This is a genomic window from Cellulosimicrobium funkei (assembly GCF_004519295.1).
Lineage (GTDB): Bacteria > Actinomycetota > Actinomycetes > Actinomycetales > Cellulomonadaceae > Cellulosimicrobium > Cellulosimicrobium funkei.
The window spans coordinates 1-21,316 of the sequence record NZ_SOZH01000002.1 but is presented as its reverse complement, the minus strand read 5'-3'; the positions used below and the strand labels follow the sequence as shown (position 1 = coordinate 21,316).

The 21,316-nt window shown below is 75.9% G+C and carries 17 protein-coding genes; 5 read left to right on the top strand and 12 right to left on the bottom strand.

The features are described from left to right. Window positions 1-117: 117 nt before the first annotated feature. Window positions 118-3,903: a TM0106 family RecB-like putative nuclease gene (locus E1O70_RS01870; protein WP_240696566.1), complete on the bottom strand. Its 3,786-nt coding sequence runs from the start codon at window positions 3,901-3,903 to the stop codon at window positions 118-120. A gap of 383 nt (window positions 3,904-4,286) precedes the next feature. Between E1O70_RS01870 and E1O70_RS01865 the strand changes: the two genes are divergently transcribed. Both E1O70_RS01865 and E1O70_RS01860 read left to right on the top strand, forming a co-directional pair. After that, entirely contained in the window at window positions 4,287-5,309 is a 1,023-nt protein-coding gene (locus E1O70_RS01865; protein WP_061267901.1) for a hypothetical protein, read from the top strand. Between the two features lie 82 nt (window positions 5,310-5,391). Beyond that, complete coding sequence (locus E1O70_RS01860) at window positions 5,392-5,604, top strand: hypothetical protein (protein WP_128082896.1); 213 nt, start codon at window positions 5,392-5,394, stop codon at window positions 5,602-5,604. Between the two features lie 95 nt (window positions 5,605-5,699). Here the strand turns inward: E1O70_RS01860 and E1O70_RS01855 are convergent, their stop codons facing one another. From E1O70_RS01855 to E1O70_RS01820, 8 genes are all read right to left on the bottom strand, one after another. Continuing rightward, on the bottom strand, window positions 5,700-6,464 hold the full coding sequence (locus E1O70_RS01855; RefSeq protein ID WP_061267916.1) for an amino acid ABC transporter ATP-binding protein: 765 nt from the start codon (window positions 6,462-6,464) through the stop codon (window positions 5,700-5,702). Between the two features lie 74 nt (window positions 6,465-6,538). Then, window positions 6,539-7,546 carry an amino acid ABC transporter permease gene (locus E1O70_RS01850; protein WP_061267902.1) on the bottom strand — a complete coding sequence of 336 codons (1,008 nt, stop codon included), beginning with the start codon at window positions 7,544-7,546 and terminating at the stop codon, window positions 6,539-6,541. 144 nt (window positions 7,547-7,690) lie between these two features. Beyond that, window positions 7,691-8,641 carry an ABC transporter substrate-binding protein gene (locus tag E1O70_RS01845; RefSeq protein WP_061267903.1) on the bottom strand — a complete coding sequence of 317 codons (951 nt, stop codon included), beginning with the start codon at window positions 8,639-8,641 and terminating at the stop codon, window positions 7,691-7,693. Window positions 8,642-8,886: 245 nt separating this feature from the next. After that, window positions 8,887-9,054, bottom strand: coding sequence for a methionine/alanine import family NSS transporter small subunit (locus E1O70_RS01840; protein ID WP_081600093.1), 168 nt, complete (start codon window positions 9,052-9,054; stop codon window positions 8,887-8,889). After that, complete coding sequence (locus tag E1O70_RS01835) at window positions 9,051-10,697, bottom strand: sodium-dependent transporter (protein ID WP_061267904.1); 1,647 nt, start codon at window positions 10,695-10,697, stop codon at window positions 9,051-9,053. Before E1O70_RS01835 ends, E1O70_RS01840 begins: the two co-directional genes overlap by 4 nt. Before the next feature lie 128 nt (window positions 10,698-10,825). Continuing rightward, window positions 10,826-12,124, bottom strand: a complete 1,299-nt coding sequence (locus E1O70_RS01830) for an FAD-binding protein (RefSeq protein ID WP_420808499.1) — start codon at window positions 12,122-12,124, stop codon at window positions 10,826-10,828. A 97-nt stretch (window positions 12,125-12,221) separates the two neighbouring features. Continuing rightward, window positions 12,222-13,373, bottom strand: coding sequence for a DNA glycosylase AlkZ-like family protein (locus E1O70_RS01825; protein WP_061267906.1), 1,152 nt, complete (start codon window positions 13,371-13,373; stop codon window positions 12,222-12,224). Between the two features lie 36 nt (window positions 13,374-13,409). Beyond that, on the bottom strand, window positions 13,410-14,099 hold the full coding sequence (locus tag E1O70_RS01820; protein WP_076404310.1) for an LmeA family phospholipid-binding protein: 690 nt from the start codon (window positions 14,097-14,099) through the stop codon (window positions 13,410-13,412). A 117-nt stretch (window positions 14,100-14,216) separates the two neighbouring features. Between E1O70_RS01820 and E1O70_RS01815 the strand changes: the two genes are divergently transcribed. Next, a complete protein-coding gene (locus tag E1O70_RS01815; RefSeq protein ID WP_061267908.1) occupies window positions 14,217-15,002 on the top strand; it encodes an LLM class F420-dependent oxidoreductase in 786 nt (261 codons plus the stop codon). A 99-nt stretch (window positions 15,003-15,101) separates the two neighbouring features. Here the strand turns inward: E1O70_RS01815 and E1O70_RS19790 are convergent, their stop codons facing one another. The 3 genes from E1O70_RS19790 to E1O70_RS01805 form a co-directional block, all read right to left on the bottom strand. Further along, the gene (locus E1O70_RS19790; RefSeq protein ID WP_157446567.1) at window positions 15,102-15,242 is read right to left on the bottom strand and encodes a hypothetical protein; all 141 of its coding nucleotides are present in this window, start codon (window positions 15,240-15,242) and stop codon (window positions 15,102-15,104) included. A gap of 51 nt (window positions 15,243-15,293) precedes the next feature. Beyond that, window positions 15,294-16,067, bottom strand: coding sequence for a DUF1266 domain-containing protein (locus E1O70_RS01810; RefSeq protein WP_076404308.1), 774 nt, complete (start codon window positions 16,065-16,067; stop codon window positions 15,294-15,296). Between the two features lie 169 nt (window positions 16,068-16,236). After that, entirely contained in the window at window positions 16,237-16,797 is a 561-nt protein-coding gene (locus E1O70_RS01805) for a hypothetical protein (protein ID WP_061267910.1), read from the bottom strand. A 221-nt stretch (window positions 16,798-17,018) separates the two neighbouring features. On the opposite strand from E1O70_RS01805, the gene E1O70_RS01800 reads away from it, so the two are divergent. Next, the gene (locus tag E1O70_RS01800; protein ID WP_082774495.1) at window positions 17,019-19,640 is read left to right on the top strand and encodes a tetratricopeptide repeat protein; all 2,622 of its coding nucleotides are present in this window, start codon (window positions 17,019-17,021) and stop codon (window positions 19,638-19,640) included. Between the two features lie 78 nt (window positions 19,641-19,718). Next, window positions 19,719-21,167 (top strand): multidrug effflux MFS transporter, encoded by a 1,449-nt coding sequence (locus tag E1O70_RS01795; protein WP_082774496.1) that lies wholly within the window; start codon window positions 19,719-19,721, stop codon window positions 21,165-21,167. Window positions 21,168-21,316: the final 149 nt, after the last annotated feature.

Below are 21,316 nucleotides of genomic sequence, written 5' to 3'. Positions count from 1 at the left end.
CCAACGACGCGCACCGGCGCGCGGTTCCGGCGGGTGCGTCCGGTCGGAGGTTCCGCCGAGCGGTTCAGGTGGCTCCCGCGGCCGGGCGTCGCCCGTCAGGCGGCCGGGCGTCGCCCATCAGGACGTGAGGGCGAGGAACGCGCCGAGCTCCTCCAGACCGCGGGCCGAGCGGGGAAGCGTGTCGGTGAGACCGGGCGAGCGCACGACGACCGCGCTCCACTGCGCGCGCGACACCGCGACGTTGAGGCGGTTCCGGGAGAGCAGGAACCCGAGCCCGCGCGACGCCTCGTGCCCGGACGACGCCGCGAGCGTGAGTATGACGACCGGAGCCTCCTTGCCCTGGAACCGGTCGACCGTCCCGACCTCGACGTCCGGGTAGCCCGCGTCGCGCAGGGCACCACGCACCGCCCACACCTGCGCGTTGTACGGGGCGACGACGAGCACGTCGCCCTGTCCGAGCGGGCGCTCGTGCGCGACGCCGTCGACCGTCGTCGTCCAGGACCGGCCGAGGACGTCCGCGACCTGGCGCACGACCTCGGCCGCCTCCTCCGTCGAGCGCACGGTGCTGCCCGCGTGCTCCACGAGCACCTGCCGCACGCCGGGCGCGACGCCGTCGAGGCGGTGGGCCGCGGCGAGCGGGTGCGCCCGCAGCCGGTCCTCGTACGAGAGCGTCGAGACCGCCGCGGCGAGGTCCGGGTGCAGGCGCCACGTGGTGGCGAGGAAGTACCCGCGCTCGGGGGGCAGCACCCCGTGGCCGTCGGCGAGCCAGGCGAGCGCCGAGCGGTCGACGGGCTCCGGGTGACGGCCCTGGCTGATCTGCGGGAGCTGCTGCGGGTCGCCGAGCAGGAGCAGGCGGCGGGCCGCCCGTGCGACCGCGACCGTGCTCGCGAGCGAGAACTGCCCCGCCTCGTCGACGACGAGCAGGTCGAGCGTGCCCGCGGGCAGCCGTTCGGCGGCGAAGTCCCACGCGGTGCCGCCGACGACCCGCGGGCCTGGCTCGGTCGCGAACGCGGCGAGGTGGGCGCCGTCGAGCTCGGCGTACACGGCGCGCGGCGACGGCCCGTCCGCCGCGAGCTTCTTCGCGACGAGCTCGCGCGGCACGCCCGCGCCGAGCACGACCGCACGCAGCAGGTTCTCGACCACGGCGTGGGACTGCGCGACGACGCCGACGCGCCACCCCTGCGCGACGAGCCGCGCCACGACCCGCGCGCCGACGTACGTCTTGCCCGTCCCGGGAGGGCCCTGCACGGCGAGGTACGAGTCGTCGAGCCGCTCGACGGCCGCCGTGACCGCGTCGACGACATCGTCCGCGACGGGCGGCAGCACGCCGCCCGTCACGTTGCCCGCGCCGTCGGCCGCGGCGGCTCCGTCCGGAGCGACGTGGGGTGCGGCCGGACCGGCGGGCACGAGGCGCGGCGACCGGCGCAGCAGCAGGTCGGTCGCGGCGTCCCGCGGGAGCGAGCCCGTGGCCCGCCACGTGGCGAGAGCGCGGCGCGCGGCCTCCTCGGTGGCGGCCTCGAGCGGCTTCGTGCCCGGCCCCGGCGACGGGGTGAGCGCGACCGGGGTCGCGTCGAACGGCTCCGCGCTCGTCGGGAGCTGCTCGCGCACGACGAGCACGTCGCGCTCGCCCGCCGACGTCGCGCGGCGTCCGGCGTCGAGGATCACCCCGCCCGTGAGCCACCCCCGCACGCCGTCGACGGCCGTGCGGGCGCAGGGTGGCAGGGGCGGGTCGTAGAGCACGAACGGGGCGACGCCCACGCGCAGGTCGCTGCCCTCGGGCAGTCGTCCGACGAGCTCGAGGTGCCGGGACCACGTGCGCCGGCCCGGCTCGACCTCCCACCCCGAGACGACCTCGGCCTGCTCGACGAGGAACGCGTTCCGCCGCCCCAGCCACTCGTCGGGCGGGAGCGCGAGGCGGGAGTAGTGCTCGTGCCAGAACGGCTTGGCCTCGCGCCGGTGGTACCCGGCCGCCGCCCCGTACATCGCGAGCGCCTGCTCGTCCGCGGTGCGCCGTGCGCGGTCCTCGCCGACGGCCTGCCGGATCTCCTCCTCCAGCAGCACCGCGGAGGACCGCTCGCGCTCCCCGGCCCCGGTCTCGTCGACCCCACCGGTCGTGGCAGCCGCGACGGTGGTGGCGCCGACGCTCGTGGCGGCCGTGCCGGTGGCCGTAGCCGTGGCCGCGGTATCCCCGGTGACGTCACGGTCCGCGACCCCCGCGGCCGCCTCGCGCAGCCACGCGGCGAGGCGCAGCGTCGACACGCAGTCGTACCGGTTGTAGTCCGCGATCCCCTGCAGGAGCTCGGCCGCCTCCTCGCTGCGGCCCGCGTCGCGCAGGGCGGTGTACTCGGCGTACGCGACGACGGACGCGGCGCCCGTGGTCACGTCGCCGGTGCGCAGCTCGTCGCCCATGTAGAGCGGCTCGAGCTTCTTGATGGACCGCGAGCGGTCGGACACGTGCAGCGCCTGCCGCACGACGGCGTACAGGTCGACGAGGACGCCGTCGCGCAGGAGGTCGTCGACCTCCTCCTCGTAGACGCCGTGCCGCGCGGCGATCGCGAGCAGGTGCGCGCGCTCGTAGTCGGCGTAGTGGTAGACGTGCAGGTCGGGGTGGACACGGCGGCGCGCGTTGACGTGGTCGACGAACGCGACGAGCGCGTCCCGCTCCGCCGCGAGGTCGTGCGCCCACAGGGCGTGGAACGGCGGCCGGTCCTCGGGCGTCGCCGGACGCTCGACCCACCCGAACAGGTAGTCGATCCCCCAGCTCGTGCCGCTCGCGTCCGTCCACAGCGGGTCGCCCTCGAAGTCGAAGAAGATGTCGCCCGGGCTGGGCTCCGGCAGGGCGAGCACGGGCGCCGGGTCGTCGATGCGCCACGACAGCTCGTGCGGCCCGGACGCGTCGGCCCACACGACCGTGCCGTCGGACGGGCCGGTGCCGAGCTGGAGCGCGGCCTGGCGCCGCACGCGCGCGAAGGTCGACCGGCTCATCCCGGCCGGGACCGGCGTCTCGTCGGTCGCGGCGGCGAGCTCGTCGATCGTCCGGATCCCCGCCGTGTGCAGGGCCGTGCGCTGCGACTCGTACACGCCACCGACGAGGAGCACGTCCCGGCGCGCCTCCACCTGGGCGCGGCAGTCGGCGCAGCGCCCGCACGCACGGACCGCCGGGTCGTCCCACGGGGCACGGCCCTCGCGCGCGACGTGCTCGGCCGTCAGGCGCACGAGCCGCTCGCGCCGGTCCCGGTAGACGGGCAGCAGGTCGGCCAGGCGGTGCGACGTGCGCTCACGCGTGCCGAGGACGAGCGAGACGTCCGGGTCCACGGGGACGCCCACGGCGACGAGCTGGTCGCCGTAGGCCGCGAGCTGGAGCAGGGCGGGGACCTTGGCGCGGCGCGCGAGCTTGGCGTCCACGACGGCGTAGCGCGCCGCGCCCGCGTCGTCCGTGCCGGTGCGCACGAGGAAGTCGGCCCGGCCGTGGAACGCGCCGTCGAAGAAGGCGGCCTGGTGCACGACGTCCGCCCCCGCCTCGACCGCGGCGAGCGTGCGCGCCTGTGCGGCGACGAGCTCGTCCCACGAGGTGCCGCGCGGCGGCTCGACGTGCACGACGCCGCGGCCGGTCGCCGGGTCGAACGGGCCGTGCTCGGCCTCGTAGCCCGCGAGCACCGCGCGCTCGTGCCGGGCGCCGAGCTCGGCCGTGCGGGCGAGCATCGCGTCCTCGCCCTCGTCGCGGCGGGGCGCCCGCCCGAGCTGCTCGTCGAGCCGGCACAGGAGCCGGTACTCGCAGTCCGCGGCGACGACGAGGTCGCTCGCCGACAGCACGAGCGACTGCTCGCGGGGAGGCGCCGCGCCGGCACCGGCCCGGTCGGCCACGGTCGCGGCCCGCAGCACCGGCTCGTCGACGAGGAACACGCACACCTCCGGTTCGGGACGGCCGCCGACGGCCGTCGCCGCCGACCGTCCGTCGGTCTGCGTCCGTTCTACCAGCGGCCACCCACGCGTCGGCGCCACCCACCCGCACCGGCCCCTCCGCCCGCCGCGCCCACCGACCACCCGCTGAGCACCCGGGACCGCCCGCCGCCCCCGGCGTCCACGCCCGCCCGCCGCCCGCGGCCGCCCCGTGCCCGGGATGAGGCGATTCGTGCCGACGGGCGGGCCTCCCCTACTGTTCCCGTCGGACGTCCCGCCCGGACGTCGTCGTCGGACGTCGCCGCGGCACGTCCGCGCCGGACCGGGAGCCCCGCGGCTCCCGGCGCCCCCGCCCTCGCCCGGCGGGCGCCACCGAAGGAGGACCCATGGCCGTGCGCTTCGTACCGCCGCCGGGGTGGCCCGTGCCCGCGGGCTTCACCCCGACGACCGAGTGGCACCCGGACCCGTCCTGGCCGCCGCCCCCGCCCGGGTGGGTGTTCTGGGCCGACGACGCCGCCCCCGCGCCCGGGCCCGTGCCGCCCCCGGAGGCACCCGTCCTGCACAGCACCGAGCCGCTGCCCGTCGGGTCCGGCGCGCCGACCCGTCGGTCGTTGCGCGCCCGCTCGTCGGGCGCGACGCCGGCGGTCGGCCCCGAGGCCGACGCGACGCGCGTCGCGGCCGCCGTCCCGGCCGCCCCTCCGGCCCCGGGCGCCGTGGAGGACCACCCCGTGGCGAGCTCGACGATGATCCTCCCCGCGCTCGGCGGGATGCTCGACGACCCGGCCGCGCGCCCGTCGCCCGTCCCCGTCCCGGCCGCCCGCCCGGCGACGCATGTCCCCACCGCCCGCCCGACGCCGTCCGCGACCCCGGGTGCAGCCCCGACGGTCCCGGCCCGGGCCGGGACCGCCGGCGTCATCCCGGTGGGGCCGCTCGCCCTGCCCGCGGCCGACGACGACGGCGACCATGCGCCGGACCGGGGGCGGCGGTGGGTCGTCCCGACGGCGGTCGGTCTCGCGGGCGTCGCGGTCGGGCTGCTCGTGGGCATCGGCCTCACGCTCTCGGCGCAGGGCGAGGCGCAGCGCGAGCAGGCCGAGGCGCAGCGCGTGCAGAGCGAGGTCGCGGCGGAGCGCGAGCAGCTCGAGTCCGAGCGGGCCGACCTCGAGTCGCAGCGCGCCGAGCTCGACGCCGCGACGGCCCAGCTCACGGAGCGCGAGGAGGCCGTGGCGAAGGCCGAGGAGGACGCGTCGAAGCGCTCGCAGGAGCTCGACGAACGCCAGAAGCAGCAGGACGAGCGCGAGGAGGAGGACCGTCCGGGGAACGGCCCCGGGAACGGCGGCGGGAACGGGAACGACGGCGGCGACGGGGACGGCGGCGGGGGCGGCTGGGACTGGGGCGGCTGGGGCTGGTGACCCGGCGGTCTCCACGAACGCCTCACGGACACGTCACCGCTTCCGGTCGCGGAACACACGTCCCTCACCGACAGTGGGAGGCGTGCTGACGCGATCTTCCTCCCCCACCCCCGACAGCGAGACCCCGATCTACGACGCCCTCGTGGTCGAGCACGAGAACATGCTGCCGCTCGTCCACCTCGGCCGGGCGCTCAGCGGGGAGATGGTCACGGTCGCCCGGCCCACGGGGCTCTCGCCCCGCCTCGCGCCGGCGCACGGCGCTCCCGCGCTCCCGCGCCGCCGCCGCGCCGGCTGAGCGCCGGATCGACCCGACCGCCCCCCGGTCGACCCACGGAGGGCCGACCTCGGACGCCCGGGCCGATCTCGCGTCCCGCGCCGGGGCGACGCCGCCTACAGCACGTGGGCGAGGAACGACCGCGTGCGCTCGTGCTGCGGGTCCCCGAGCACCTGCTCCGGGGTCCCCTGCTCGACGATGACGCCGTCGTCCATGAAGACCACGGTGTCGGCGACCTCGCGCGCGAACCCGATCTCGTGCGTCACGACCATCATCGTCATGCCGGACCGCGCGAGGTCGCGCATGACGGCCAGCACCTCGCCCACGAGCTCGGGGTCGAGGGCCGACGTCGGCTCGTCGAACAGCATGAGCTCGGGATCCATGGCGAGCGCCCGCGCGATGGCCACGCGCTGCTGCTGGCCGCCGGAGAGCTGCGCCGGGTAGTGGTCGGCGCGGTCCGCGAGGCCCACGCGGTCCAGGAGCTCGGACGCGCGCGCCCGCGCCTGCGCCTTGCTCAGCCCGCGCACCTGGACGGGCGCCTCCGCGACGTTCTCGAGCGCCGTCATGTGCGGGAACAGGTTGAAGCGCTGGAACACCATGCCGATGCGCGAGCGCTGCCGCGCCACGACCTTGGGGTGCAGGCGGTGCAGGCGAGTGCGGCCGTCCTTGGTGACCTCGCGGTAGCCCATGAGCTCGCCGTCGACCCGGACGCGGCCGCCCGTGATCTCCTCGAGCTCGTTGACGCAGCGCAGCAGCGTCGACTTGCCCGAGCCCGACGGGCCGAGCACGACGCACACCGAGCCGCGCGCGACCTCGAGGTCCACGCCCTTGAGCACGTGCAGGTCGCCGAACATCTTGTGCAGGCCCTCGACCTGCACCATCGGGGTGGCGTCGGTGGAGCGGCCCGCCTCCGGGGAGGTCCGGGGCGCCGCGGATGCCGTGTCGTGCGTCCCGCTCACGGGGTCACCTCCAGGAAGGGGTCGTCCTTCGTCGTGCCGGACGCGGCGATGAGGTCCTGCCGGTTCGGCTTGCGGCCGCGCCCGCCCGGGCCGCGCCCGCGGCGCCGCGTCGGCGCCTGCGTGCCGAACCCGCGGCCGTAGTACCGCTCCACGTAGTGCTGGCCGACCATGAGGACGCTCGTGATGAGCAGGTACCAGATGGCGGCGACCATGAGCAGCGGGATCGGCAGGAAGAGGCGGTTGCCGATCGCGTTCGTCGAGTACTGCAGGTCGAGCGTGAACGGCACCGCGAGGACGAGCGACGTCGTCTTGAGCATGGAGATGGTCTCGTTGCCCGTGGGCGGCACGATCACGCGCATGGCCTGGGGCAGCACGATGCGCGTGAGGATCTTGCCGTCCTTCATGCCGAGCGCCTTCGCGGCCTCGGTCTGGCCCGGGTCGACCGACCCGAGGCCCGCGCGCACGATCTCCGCGAGGTACGCCGCCTCGTTGAGCGAGAGCCCGATGAGCGCGCACACGAACGCGGTGAACAGGTCCGCCGTGCGGAACTCGAAGAACTCCGGCCCGAACGGGATGCCGAGGCTCAGGCGCGGGTACAGCACCGAGATGAGGCCCCAGAAAACGAGCTGCGTGTAGATCGGGGTGCCGCGGAAGAACCAGATGTAGCCCCAGCTCACCGACCGCATGACGGGGTTGTCCGAGCGCCGCATGATCGCGAGGAGCACGGCGAGGACGATCGCGATGAGCATCGAGCCGAACGTCAGCACGAGCGTCCAGCCCACGCCGCGCACGACCGTCACGTCGCGGAAGTACAGCCAGACGACGTCCCACCGGAACTTCTCGTTCGTCAGCAGGGCGTTGGCCGCCATCGCGGCGAGCACGAGCAGCAGGGCGGCGGAGATCCACCGCCCGGGCCGCGGGACGGGGACGGCGTGGATGCGGTCGGGGACCGGGTCGTCGGCCGGTCCGGCGGCGGCGCCGCGGGGGGAGCTACCGGTCGTCATGGTGCACCTCGGGGGGTCGGGGCTCGGGGGACGAGCCGGGCCGCGCGGTCGTCGTCGTCCGCGCGGTCGTCCCGGCCGCCGGCCGCGGGCGCCGGGTGGGCGCCCGCGGGACGGCGGGACGGACGGGGGCTGGCGAGGGGGTCGTCAGCCGACGGACGGGTTGAGCTCGGCCGTCTCCAGGGCGGCGTCGCCGCTGCCCCAGGCCCCGAGGATCTCCTCGAGCTGGCCGCTGTCCATGAGCGACTGCAGGGCTGCCTGGATCGCGGCGGCGAGCTCCGTGTCGTCCTTCGCGACGACGACGCCCTGCGGCGCGCTGTCGAACACGTCGCCGAGCTGCTCGAGCTGGCCGCCCGTCTGCTCGACGGCGTAGCCGATCACCGGCGAGTCGGCGTAGAGGACCTGCGCCTTGCCGCCCGCGACGTTCGTCGTGGCGTCGGACTGCGAGTCGTACTGGAGGATGTCGATCTTCTCCTCGCCGGCGTCGGTGCACGCCTGGCTCTGCACGGCGATGTCCTCGTCCTGGACCGTGCCCGTCTGCACGGCGACGGTCACGCCGCACAGGCTCTCGGGGTCGATGTCGTCCGGGTTGCCCGACGCGACCGCGTAGGCGGAGCCCGCGTTGAGGAAGGCGATCATGTTCGCCTCCTGCATGCGCTCCTCCGTGATGGTGAACGAGGAGATCCCGGCGTCGTACTTGGTGCCGAGCGCGGGGATGATCGCCGGGAAGTCGGCCGACTGGACCTCGACGTCGAGCCCGAGCGTCGCGCCGACGGCCTTGATGACGTCGATGTCGAACCCGATGGGCGTCTTGCCGTCCGCGTCGATGAACTCGGCGGGCGCGTACTCGGTGTTCGAGCCGACGACGAGCGTCCCCGCGGAGGCGACGTCCTCGGGCAGGAGCGCGGCGGCCGCGTCGTCGACCTCGATGGTCGACGGGTCGAACGACGGCGCCGCCGACGTCTCGTCACCGGAGCCCGACGTGCTGCCGTCCGTCCCGGTCTGGGACGCGTCGGTGCACGCGGCGAGCAGGAGGGTGCTCGTCGCGGCGAGCGCGACGAGACCGGTGAGGGGGAGCTTGCGCGGGGTCGTACGCATGGTGTCTCCGATCGGTGGGGGCCGGGCAGGGGCAGCGTAGACACCGATCGTCTCCGTCGTGTTACGTCAGCACCCGGCCCGTGAGGGCAGAGGAACGTACGGGGAACAGAGGACCCGGCGGTGCGCGGCACCTGCGCACGAGTGTGGGGCCGTTCGGCCCCGCTCACCAAACCGGCGGGGACATCGACGCCGAACCGTGACGAACCGCACCCGCCTGTGGCGCGCTCGGCGCGGGCCCGCGCGGGCTACGTGTCGCGTTCGACCGGCGCCTCGTCCTCGCGGTGGTCGTCCTCGTCCCCGGGCGGGTAGTCCGCCCGCTCGGGCTGGGCGCGCAGCCGCAGGATCGCGACGAGCAGCCCGCCCCACACGACGACGATCGCGAGCACGAGCAGGATCACGGCCGAGGTGGTCATCGGGTCTCCTCCCCGTCGGCACCGGTCGAGGCCGTCGCGCGGCCCGTCGTCCCGCGGCCCGACGGCGCCCGGCCCGGCCCTGCAGAGGCGTCACCCGGCGGGTACGGCGGCCAGGGGACGAAGTCGTCGGGGCTGCGGCGCCAGCGCATCGCCGTGAGCACGAGCGCGGCGAGCACCATGAACGCGATCGCGCCCCACCCGACGAGCGCGAGGTACCAGGCGGGGTACCCCTCGTAGCCGTCGACGACGAGCGTGACGATCCTGGACACGAGCATGTAGCCGAGCACGAGCGGGGCCAGCACGGCGACGAGCACCTGCCACCAGGGGCCGAGGCGGAACGTCGAGACGGCGTTGAGGTGGTAGCGCAGCTCCGGTCCGCGCCGCAGCACCCACAGCACGAGGACGGACATGAGCACGGCGGACCCCACGATGCCGATGTTGTTGGCCCACTGGTCGGCGGTGTCGAGGGCGACGAGGCCGGTGGTGGTGGAGAAGAGCAGGACGGAGATGACCGCGCTCACCACGCCGAGGCGCACGGACGCCTGTCGCGGGGTCCAGCCGAACTTCTCCTGGAACCCCGCGGACACGACCTGGAGGATGGACAGCAGCGACGTGAACCCCGCCATGGCGAGGGACCCGAAGAACAGCGCACCGAAGATCGGGCCGCCCGGCATCTGCGACACGATCGCGGGGAACGTGACGAACGAGAGGATGGGCCCGCTGATGCCCTCGAGCTCCCCCACGCCGACCCCCTGCTCGTGCGCGAGGAAGCCGAGCGTCGCAAAGACGCCGATGCCGGCGAGGATCTCGAACGAGGAGTTGGAGAACGCGACGACGAGCCCCGGCGTCGTGAGGTTGGACCGGCGTCGGCGGTAGGACGCGTACGTGACCATGATCCCGAACGCGATCGACAGCGAGAAGAAGATCTGGCTGTAGGCGGCGATCCACACGTTGGCGTCGCCGAGCGCCGACCAGTCCGGGGTGAACAGCGCGTTCAGCCCGTCCGCCGCGCCCTCGAGGAACAGCGAGCGCACCACGAGCACCGCGAACGCCACGACGAGCAGCGGCAGGAAGACCGTGTTCGCGCGCTGCACGCCCTTCGCCACGCCGAGCGCGAGGACGACGATCGTCACGACCCAGACCGCGACCAGCGGCACGAGCACCGCCGGCACGAACTCGAGGCTGACGCCCGGGTCGGCGAGCCGGAGGTAGTCGCCCGTGAAGAACGCGGCCGGGTCGTCGCCCCAGCGCAGGTCGAACGAGAAGACGAAGAAGCTCACGGCCCACGCGATGACCGCGGTGTAGTAGAGCGCGATGACGAAGCAGATCATCACCTGGAACCAGCCCAGACCCTCGAGCCACCGCGCGATCCGCCGGAACGCCGTCGGGGCCGAGCCGCGGAAGCGGTGCCCGATCGCGTAGTCGAGGAACAGGATGGGGATGCCCGCGGTGAGCAGGGCGACGAGGTACGGCACGAGGAACGCCCCGCCCCCGTTCTCGTACGCCACGCCGGGGAACCGCCAGATGTTCCCCAGCCCGACCGCCGAGCCGATCGCCGCGATGATGAAGCCGACCTGCCCGGTCCACTCCTCGCGCGGCTGCTGCGTCGCGGGCTCCCCGCCCGCCGTGCCGGTCGCTGCCACAGTTCTCCTCGGTACCTCTGTCGTGCCGTGCCCGCGCGGGCGCCGCGCGGGTCGGCGCGGCGGCGAGCCTCTCGGTGCTCGGACGACCGTAACGACCAGTCGGGCACCGTGCGAGCCGACGGCGGTGCTCAGCCCGCGAGCAGACGCTCGACGTACCCGCCGAGGAAGCGGCTCTGCGGGTCGTAGCGCTGCGCGAGCGCGCCGAAGTCGTCGACGCGCGGGTAGAGCGCCGCGACGGTGCCCGGGTCGTGGACGAGCGCGTGCGAGAGCTTGCCCCAGTGCGGGCGCGCGCCCAGCGGGAGCAGCGCGGCCTCGACGTCGGGCAGGACGCGCGCGACGTCGTCGGGCAGGGGCTTCCACGTGAGGTGCACGCCGACGGTCGGGCCGTCGAACGGGCTGAGCCACAGCGGCTCGGGGTCGGGTGCGACGGTGCGGATCTCCCCCACCTGGAGCAGCGGGGTGACGCGCGGGCCGAGGTCGCGCATCGCGGCGAACGCCTCCTGGGCCCGGGCGCGCGGCACGAGGTACTCCGACTGCAGCTCGGCGCCGTTGCTCGGCGTGAAGTCGAGCCGGAAGTGCGGCAGCCGCTCGTTCCACGGGCCGGGCGCGCCGAGCTGGGGCGTGCAGTGCACGGGGTCGATGCCGGGCAGGGGGTGCAGCATCGTCGTGGCGGGCGCCGCACCGAAGAGGTCCGCCCGCGCCACGCCGGGCTCCCCCGGCGCGAGGCGGGACTTGCGCCAGACCTGCTGCACGCCGTCGGGCCCCCAGTCCGTGAAGAGGCTCACCGAGTACGCCGACGCGGTGATCTCGTCGTAGTGCGCCGTCACCGCGTCCCACGGCAGCCCGACGTGCACGTCCTGGCGCACGTCGAACGTCGGGACCGTCTCCAGCTCGACGCGCGTCACGACGCCCAGCGCCCCGAGCGCCACGACCGCGCCGGGGAGGTCCGCGTCGCCGCGCCGCAGCGTCCGGCGCTCGCCGTCGCCGGTGACGAGCTCCATCCCGACGACGGCGCTCGCCAGCGAGCCCACCACGTCGCCCGAGCCGTGGGTCGCCGTCGCGACCGACCCCGCGACCGAGATGTGCGGGAGCGACGCGAGGTTCGCGAGCGCCCGGCCCGCCGCCTGGACGTGCCGCGTCACGTCGCCGTACCGCAGGCCTGCCGCGACCGACACCACGCCCGAGGCCGGGTCGACCTCGACGGGGGCGCGGCCGTCGTCGTACCGGTCGAGGACGACGTGCGTGCCCGTCGTGTCCGCCACGTCCCCGAACGAGTGCCGCGACCCCAGGGCCTTGACGCGCGCCGACCGCCGCACGACGTCGGCCAGCTCCTCCGGGTTCACGGGGTGCGCGACCCCGGAGGACCCGTAGGTGAGGTTCCCGGCCCAGTTAGCGAGACGCGGAGCGCCAAAGTCCGTCACGCCCACCACCTTGCCACCCTCTAGCCCGCCCGCCCCCGTCGAGCACGGGGTGGGCGACCGTCTCGGGGCCGATCCGGTCGCGGATCCCGTGCTCGGCGGCTCGTCACGCGAGGAGCGTGCCCCAGTGGGTGCGGACCGCGTCCACCTGGGCGGCGAACGCCTCCTCCTCCGCGAGCGACGGCGCGCGGCGCCACTGCGGCTCGACGACGACGTCGCGCGTCCCGACGACCCAGCGCCACCGCCCGACGACGACGCCGTCGACCGCGACGGCATGGATGAAGGACCCGAGCCGGTCGCCGAGGTCGACGCCGTCGGCCACGACGACCCTGCGCGACTCGCCGAAGGACTGGAAGAGCTCGTCGTAGCTCTGCAGCAGGTCGACGACCGGCCGGGCGGGGTCGCCGTCGGGCGCGAGCGCACCGACGAACGGCGCGGGGTCGAGCACCCGGTCGCCGGGGTCCGCGAGCCGCCAGAGCGTCAGCCCGTCGAGCGCACCCGCCCCGGGCACGGCCACGACCTCGTCGTCGAGCAGGTCGAGCGCGCGCCGCACGTCCGTCAGCGTGAAACCCGACCACTGGGCGACGTCCTTGACCGTCGCGTACGCGCGGCTCGCGAGGTAGCGGCGCAGCAGCTCTACGAGCGCGGCGTCCCGGTCGAACCGCTCGCCGAGCGGCCCGTAGCCGGGCGGGACGCGGTCGTCGAACGGGGCGTACGTCTGCTGCCGGCCGTCGAGCGGCCCGCTGACCAGCAGCCGGTCGAGCTCGGCGCGCATGAGCACGTAGCCGAGCGCGATGCCCTCGAGCGGGCGGCCGTGCGCGGCGAGCAGTCCCGCGAGCTCGCGGCGCGTGCGGGGCCGCTCCTGCACGGCCTCGACGACGAGGTCGGTCTCCGCCCCGTGCCCGGCGGTCCCCACCTGCCGGTACAGCGTCCCGTTGGCCTGGTGGACGCGGGGCGCGCTGAGCTCGAGGAGCCAGCGCGCGTCGTCGGGCCGGACGAGGTGCCACGTGGGCCGCAGCACGTGCGTGCGCAGCACCTCCCCGCGGTCGCACGCGGCGACCGCGCCCGCCGCACCCGGCCGCGCGTCCGCGCGCAGCCGCCGCGTGAGGCCCCACAGGGCGGGGTGGAACTCCTGGCCCTGCACCGCGACGTGGTGCCCGACGGCGGTCGGCACGTCAGGCAGGTCGGGCGAGCGGAGCCGCTGCGCGGCGAGGCGCGCCGCGAGGACGCGGCGCCCGTCGACCGCCCCGGTGCTCACGACCCCGCCCCGGTCACGACGGCCACGCCGCCCGGGTCACGAGGCCACCAGGTCCGCGGCGACGACGTCGGTCCCCGTCACCGCGACGCGCACCCCGCCCTCGACGGCGGACACGGAGTCGAGCGCGACGCCGTCGGGCAGGTCGAGCGGGACGCGCAGGTCGGACAGCGCGCCCGAGAGCCCGGACGGCAGGTCGTCGACAGAGACCGTGCCGAGGCCGGTGCGGACGGCGACGACGTCGACGGCGAGCTCGGCCGGTCCGGACACGCGCGGCGTCACGTCGACGGTGATCGTGGTGCCCAGCAGCTCGAAGCCCAGGGACAGCACGCCGCCGGTCGCGGTGACGTCGACGTCGAGCCCGCTCTGCTCGGCGACGACCTGCTGCAGCGACTCCGCCGCGATGACGCCCGACGCCGTGCCGGACGCGATCCGGTACGGCTCCGACGTGCTCACGCCGTCGGCCTCGACCTGGAGGTCGGAGATCGCGTAGCCGCCGAACGACGCGGAGTCCGCGGAGCCCGTGACGTGCGTCAGCGAGCCGCGCACGAGCTGCGTGAGGAACGGGAAGCCGGTGATGTCGATCTGGGCGCCGGACACGTCGTCGGCCTGCTGCTCGAACGCCGTGACCGCGCCGCGCTCGGTGGCGCGCACCGCCACCCGGTCGGCCACGACGGCGACCGCCACGAGCACCACGAGCGTCACGAGCAGGCCCACCAGTCGCTTCATGCGCCCACCCTAGGTCCGCCGACCACGACCTTGCCGTCGTTCTGACGCTCGTGGCGCCGACGAGGTCGTGCTCGACGCGGGGTGTCGTCGTTCTCGGCCCGGACGTAGATTCCGAGCATGACCTCTCCTCGGCACCCCTTCCGCATCGGCGTCCAGCTCCAGCCGCAGCACGCCGACTACGCCCAGATCCGCGACGCCGTGCTGCGCGCGGAGGACCTGGGCGTCGACGTCATCTTCAACTGGGACCACTTCTTCCCGCTCACGGGCGACCCCGACGGCAAGCACTTCGAGTGCTGGACCATGCTCGGGGCGTGGGCCGAGCAGACCGAGCGCGTCCAGATCGGCGCACTCGTCACGTGCAACAGCTACCGCAACCCGGACCTCCTCGCCGACATGGCGCGGACGGTCGACCACATCAGCGGCGGTCGTCTGATCCTCGGGATCGGGGCGGGCTGGTTCGAGAAGGACTACGACCGGTTCGGGTACGAGTTCGGCACCGCGGGCGGCCGCATCGCCGACCTCGCCGCGGCGCTCCCGCGCATCAAGGCCCGCTGGGCGGCGTCGAACCCGACGCCGACGCGCGACATCCCGGTGCTCGTCGGCGGAGGTGGGGAGCGCAAGACGCTGCGCGTCGTCGCGGAGCACGCGGACGTCTGGCACTCGTTCGGCGACGCGGAGACGCTCGCGCGCAAGAGCGCGATCCTCGACGAGCACGGCGCGGCCGTGGGCCGCGACACCGCCGCGCTCGTCGAGCGCTCGGTCGCCGTGTCCCGGCCGCCGGCGGAGTCCGCGGACGCGCTCGTCGCCGCGGGCGCGACCCTGTTCACCGTCGGCACGAGCGGGCCCGACTACGACCTGTCCCTCGTGCGCGAGTGGGTCACCTGGCGCGACGCCCAGGGCTGACCGCGGCGCTGCCGGCGCCGCCCACGGTGCCGAGCACGAGGTTGCTGTCGCTCTGAGGCCCAGGACGACAGCAACCCCGTGCTCGGCGGGACGGTCTGGTCAGAACAGCGCCCGCGCCAGGTTCGACAGGGCCGCGTGGACCTCCGAGCGCAGGCCGTCGTCGGCCGCGACCACCGCCACGCCGACACCGACCACGACGAGCAGGAGCCCTGCGCGCCACCACCACGCCGATCGGTGCACCGTCCGCCCTCCCGTCCTGTCGCTCTCGTCCCGTCGCTCTCGTCCCCGCCGTCAGTACGACAGTGTGCGCCAGGGCGACGACTCGGTGTCGAGCAGCCGCCGGACCGCGCGCTTGAAGTCGGGCAGGTCCTGGTCGACCGGGGTGCGGTTGCCCGCGGACCAGAACGCCCGCCCCGCGAGGAACCCGTCGCCGAACTGCTCCCACGACGCGTAGGCGGGGCGCGACATCGCGACGGCCTCCTCGATCGCGGCCCACGCCCGCTCCGGGGTGACGAACCCGGCGTCGACCGCGAGCCGGCTCACGTGCACGACCCGCGCGGCGTCCCACGCCGCGATCGACGGCGGCAGCGGGTCGGCCAGCTCGCCGTGCCCGCCCATCTGGGCCGACGCGCTCCACCCCTGGTAGAACGCGACGGCGCGCTCGGGGTCGAGGCCCCGCGCCGTCGCCTCCTGCCTCGCCTGGGCGACGTGCTGGTCCGCCGCGCCCTTCGCGTCGCGACGGCTCAGGCGGCCCGAGTAGAGCTCCTCGACCTTCGGCATCGCGATCGCGTAGTAGCCCCGGTGACCCTGGGTGAGCAGGAACTCATAGGTGCGCTCGACGTCGTCGGCGCCCCGCACGTCCCACCCCGCCGCGAGCGGCTTCGCGGCCGTGCGCGCGTCGGCCTCCACGGTGAGCGCATTGATCGGCAGCACGCCCTCGACGGCGTAGACCGCACCGAGCGCGAGCCCGCGCTGCTGCGCCGGCGTGAGCGCGGGGGCGTCCTCCTTCGCGTAGAGGTCCGCCGTCGTCGAGAACATCTCCTTGAGCTTGTCGAACAGCCCCACCGGTCGCTCCTTCGTCCCGCCGCGCCCCGCGCGGACCCTCGCGCCGCGGTCGTCGCGGCCTGCGGAGAGCCTGACGACGTCGCACGCCCGCGGCACGCATCCCGAACGATCCCGAACGTTGCAGTGCCAGACCGGTCACGGCGCACGACCGGCAGGCCGAGCGCCGGCGCTATCGCGAGGCGGAAACCAGGAGTCCGAGCACGGAGCCTGCGGCGCCGCAGACCCAAGGCGCGACCAGGGGGACGACTCCCGAGGCCTTCCGTCCCGTCGCTCGAGGCATCGGGCACGCTCCGGAGTGTCCGGTTCGGCGGTCGCGGTCGCGCAAGGGCTCCGACCTGTCGGCACCTCGAAGCCGGTCGGTGAGCGCATTCTCCAGCGCGAGCAACCAGATCGTCTCGCCGGTCTTCAGGCCTGCCCTCGGGACGGCACCGCTCTCGATCGAGGCGACCTGGGACCGATCGAAGCGCCAGGTGTAGAGCGGATTGACGACGACGATCCGGCCGTCCATGCCGACGATGACGCGCAACCGGGCGAAGGTAACGCCGACGCTCGCGACGAGGCAGAGGGAGGCGGTGGCCAGGGCGGACTGCTCGCTCGTCATCCGGTCAGAGGGCGGCAGGTCCTCGTACTGCCACAGCATCCACGGGTCCGCCCCGGCGAACAAGGCGATGCTCATCGCCACGAGCGCGAGGCCGGCAAGCTGGTTCGACCTGTTCCGCAGCACCGTCACCGACTCACTATCCCAGGAAGAGGACGGCTGTCGGCTCGATCGACGCACCGACGTCATCGCAGTCCACGACCCTCGGTCTGAGACCGGCAGCCGCGGACCCGACGGGGCCTCGTCGAGCTCCCTGTCAGTCGCTGACGCGGAGCCGGAGATGCGCCTCGCTGGTCCGGACGTCTCGCCGGGCACGCCGCGCAGCGGCGCGCGGCCGTCGCTAGCCTGGCGCCGTGCCCCCCGACCCGCCGCCGTCCCCCGTGGGCGCAGGGTCGGTGGACGAGCTCGCCGCCCGGCTGCGGGCGCTGCGGGCGTGGGCAGGAGAGCCCTCGTACACCGAGATCGCGCGCCGCGTCGGCGCGCTCCGCACGGCTCGGGGCGTCCCCGCCGCGGAGGCGCGCCCCGGCCGCGTCACCGTCTACGACGTCTTCCGGGCGGGCCGCTCGCGGCTCGACGTCGATCTGCTCGCCGACGTCGCGCACGTCCTCGGCGACCGGCAGCCTGCGGCGTGGCGCGCCGCGTACCGGACGGCGACCGTCCCCGCGGCCGTTCCGGAGCTCGCTCTCCCGCCGACCGTCCGGCTGGGACCGTTCGCGCCCGACGGGCCGCTCGTCGGTCGGGCCGACGACGTCGCGCGGCTCGCGGCGGCGCTCACCGGCCCGCCTCCCGCACCCTCGCAGGAACAGCCGCGCGTCGTGACGGTCACGGGCCTGCCCGGGTCGGGCACGACGAGCGTCGCGCTCGCCGCGGCCCGCGAGGTCCCGGCGGACGTCGTCGCGCTGGTCGACCTGCACGGGGAGGCGGACGGCCCGCCCCCGGCCGCCGTCGTGCTCGACGCGCTGCTCCAGGCGCTCGGCGCACCCCCGCCCGACGCGCGGGCGCGCGACCTCCCCGCCCTCGCCGCCGCGCTCGCGACCGCGCTCGACGGGCGGCGCGCGACGATCGTCCTCGACGGCGTGACCGACGGCGCCCAGGCCGCCGACGCCGTCGCGCACCTGCCCGGCACCGCGCGCGTGGTCGTCGCGGCGCACCAGGTCGTCGGGCTCCCCGGCGAGACCGCCACGACCCTCGCACCGCTCGGCGAGGACGACGCCCGTGCGCTGCTCGCGGCGCGCGTCGGCCAGGACCGCACCGCCGCGGAGCCGGAGGCCGCCGCGCGGCTGGTGCGCGCGTCCGGAGGGCTCCCCGCGGCGCTGGCGCAGATCGCCGACGACGTCCGCGCGCGGCCCGGCTGGTCGCTCGCCGACCACGTCCGCCGGGTCGAGGACCTCCCCGGACCGGCCCTCCACCCCGCGCTCGCCGCCGTGCACCGCCGTCTGCCCGCCGACCACGCCCGCGCCCTGCGCCTGCTCGCCCTCGTCCCGGTACCGCTCGACGCGGACGAGGTCCCCGTGCTCCTCGGCGTCTCGACGAGCGAGAGCCGCGACGCGCTCGCCGCCCTGGGCCGCTGGCACCTCGTCGCGGCCGGGTCGCGCGGGGAGGTCGTCGTGCCCGACGCCGTGCGCACCCTCGCCGCCGACCTCGCCCGGACGGACGACCCGTTCTCGGCGCGGGCGTCCGCCGTCGGGCGGCTCGCCGCGCGCCTGCTCGACGACGCCCGGCCGGCCGTGCACGCGACGTCGCCCCACCACGACGCGGCCGGGCCGGGCGTCGGGACGAGCACAGAGACCGGCACAGCGGCGGGCACAGCGGCGGGCGGAGGGGCGGGCGACGCGCATCCCGGCCGCACGGCGGACGCCGCCGTCGCGTGGCTCGACGCGCACCGCGCCCTGCTCGTCGCGACGCCGGCGCTCGCCGCGGAGCACGAGCTCGCCGACCCGGTGACCGACCTCTCCGCCCTGCTCGCGCCGTACCTCGACTCGGCGGGGCGCTGGAACGACGCGGTCGCGGTGCACACGGCGGCGGTCGAGCACGGGCGGCCCTCCGGGCGGTCCCAGGCCGGGCGCGACCTCGGGCGCGCGCTCGAGAGGCTCGGCCGGTACGACGAGGCGCTCGCCCAGCTCGTCCGCTCGCTCGAGCGCGGCGACGACCCCCGCCCCGGCCAGACGCTCAACCGCGTCGGCAACGTGTACAAGCGCCTCGGGCGGTTCGACGAGGCCGAGACCGCGTACCGCGACGCCGCCGCCGGGGCGCGGACCGCGGGCGACCCGGTGAGCGAGGGTCGCGCCGTCGGGAACCTCGCGGACGTGCACCGCATCCTCGGCCGGCACGACGACGCGCGCGCCGGCTACGACCGGGCGTTCACGCTGTCGCGGCGGGTGGGTGACGCCCTGAACGTCGCGATCGTGTCGAGCAACGCGGCGATCCTCTCGGAGGCGGAGGGCGCGCTCGACCGCGCGCTCGCGCTCCACCGCGACGCGCTCGCGAGCGCGGTCTCCCTGGGGGACGCGGGGCTGGCGACACGGGCACGGGTGCACGTGGGTCGGCTCCTCGCACGCTGCGACGCGGCGGGGGCCGGGCTCCTGGAGCTGCGTGCCGCGGTCGACGCGGCCGTCGGGCTCGGCGACCCCGACGCGGAGGCGGAGGCCCGCAGCGCTCTCGCGACCGCGCTGCTCGCCGCGGGCTCCGTCGCCGAGGCGGTGTCCGTGGGCGAGGCCGCCGTCGACCTGGCGCGCCGCGTGCGCGCACGTCTCGTCGAGACGGAGGCGCTGAACGCGCTCGGAGAGGCCGTGCTCGCCGTGGGCGACGCCGCCCGCGCGGCGAGCCTGCACCATGCGGCCCAGGTGCTCGCCGTCGAGCTCGACGACGTCGCCGAGGAAGCCCGTGCGCGGCGCGGTCTCGCAGCCGCGAGGCACGGGGTCGGCGGCGGTGACAGCGACGGCGACGGCGACGGCGGGGCGCGCGGCAGGGGCTGAGACCGCTCCGCCGTCTCAGCATCCGATCGCGTACGGCGTCCGGGAACATGCGGGACCCCGCGCGGGGTTGCCGCTGTCATGGCCTCCACTCCCCCCGCGACCCCGGCGCCGACCGCGCCCGTCGCCGCCCCGTCGGGCACCGGCTCCGCGAGCCTCGCCGCTCCCTCCCGACCCGGGCGCATCAGCGCGGGGCTCGTCCTGCTGCTCTCCGCGCTCACCGCGATCGGTCCGCTGACGATCGACCTCTACCTCTCCGCGTTCCCGCGCATCGTCGACGAGCTCGGCACGACCGAGTCCCGCGTCCAGCTCACCCTCACCGCGACCCTCGCGGGCCTCGCCCTCGGCCAGCTCCTCATCGGGTCGGTCTCCGACGCGGTCGGGCGCCGCGCTCCGCTCCTGGTGTCGCTCGCGGTGTACGTCGCGGCGTCGGCCGGGATCGTCTTCGCGGGTTCGGTCGCCGCGCTCACGGGGCTCCGGTTCGTGCAGGGCCTCTCCGCGGCCGCCGGGATGGTGCTGTCCATGGCGATCGTGCGCGACTCGTTCGAGGGCTACCAGATCGGCAAGGTCATCGCGCGGCTCATGCTCGTCGTGGGCGTCGCGCCCATCCTCGCGCCGACCATCGGCGCGCAGTTCCTGCGGCTCGGGTCGTGGCGCGGCATGTTCGTCGCGCTCGCCGTCGTGGGGGCCGTGCTCTTCGTGCTCGTGCTCCTGCGGCTGCGCGAGACGCTGCCCGTCGAACGTCGCCGCAGCGGCGGGACCGTCGCCGCGCTGCGCTCGTACGGCTCGCTCCTCGGGGACTGGTCGTTCATCGGCCTCGCGCTCATCGCCGGCTTCTACATGGCCGCGATGTTCACGTACATCTCCGCGTCGACGTTCGTGTTCCAGGACTTCTACGGGATGTCCGCGCAGCAGTACGCGATCGTGTTCGGCGTGGGCGCGGTCTCCGTGACGGCGGGCAGCCAGATCAACGGCGCGCTCGTCGGGCGCGTCACGCCCGAGCGCATCCTCCAGGGCGCGGTCGCGGCCGGGTTCGTCCTCTCGGGCGGGCTGCTCGTCGCCGCGCTCGCCGGTGGCGGCCTCGCGTGGCTCGTCCCGCTCATCGTGCTCACGCTCGGCACCGCAGGCTTCGTCATGCCGTCCGTGCCGGCCATCGCGCTCGAGCGCAACGCGCACCGCGCCGGCAGCGCCGCGGCGCTCATCGGCGCGTTCCAGTTCGGCGTCGGGGCGGTCGTCGCGCCCGTGACGGGCCTGCTCGGCGGGTCTCCGCCGGTGACGATGGCCGCGGTGATGTTCGGCGTCGTCGTGGTCGCGGGCGCGGTGCTGCTCGGCCTGCGCCACACGTTCGGCGCGCCGCTCCCGGCCGACGCCGCGGGCTCCCTCGGCGCTCCCGACCCCGCCGTCGCTGTCCCCTCCCCGGCCACGGACCTCCCGGACGCGCCCGCCGAGGCCACCGTCCCGGCCGCCGTCGAGCCCCACGACGCCACGGCGCTCGCCGGCGCGACGGCGCCGACGAACCGCCGGGCCTGACGGCCGACCACGCCCCTGCCCCCCCCCCCCCCCCCCCCCCCCCCCCCCCCCCCGGCGGGGCGCCCGGGACCCCCCCCCCCCGGCGCCGGGCCCCCCCCGCGGCGGGGGGGGGGGCGGGGGGGGGGGGGGGGGGGGGGGGGGGGGGGGGG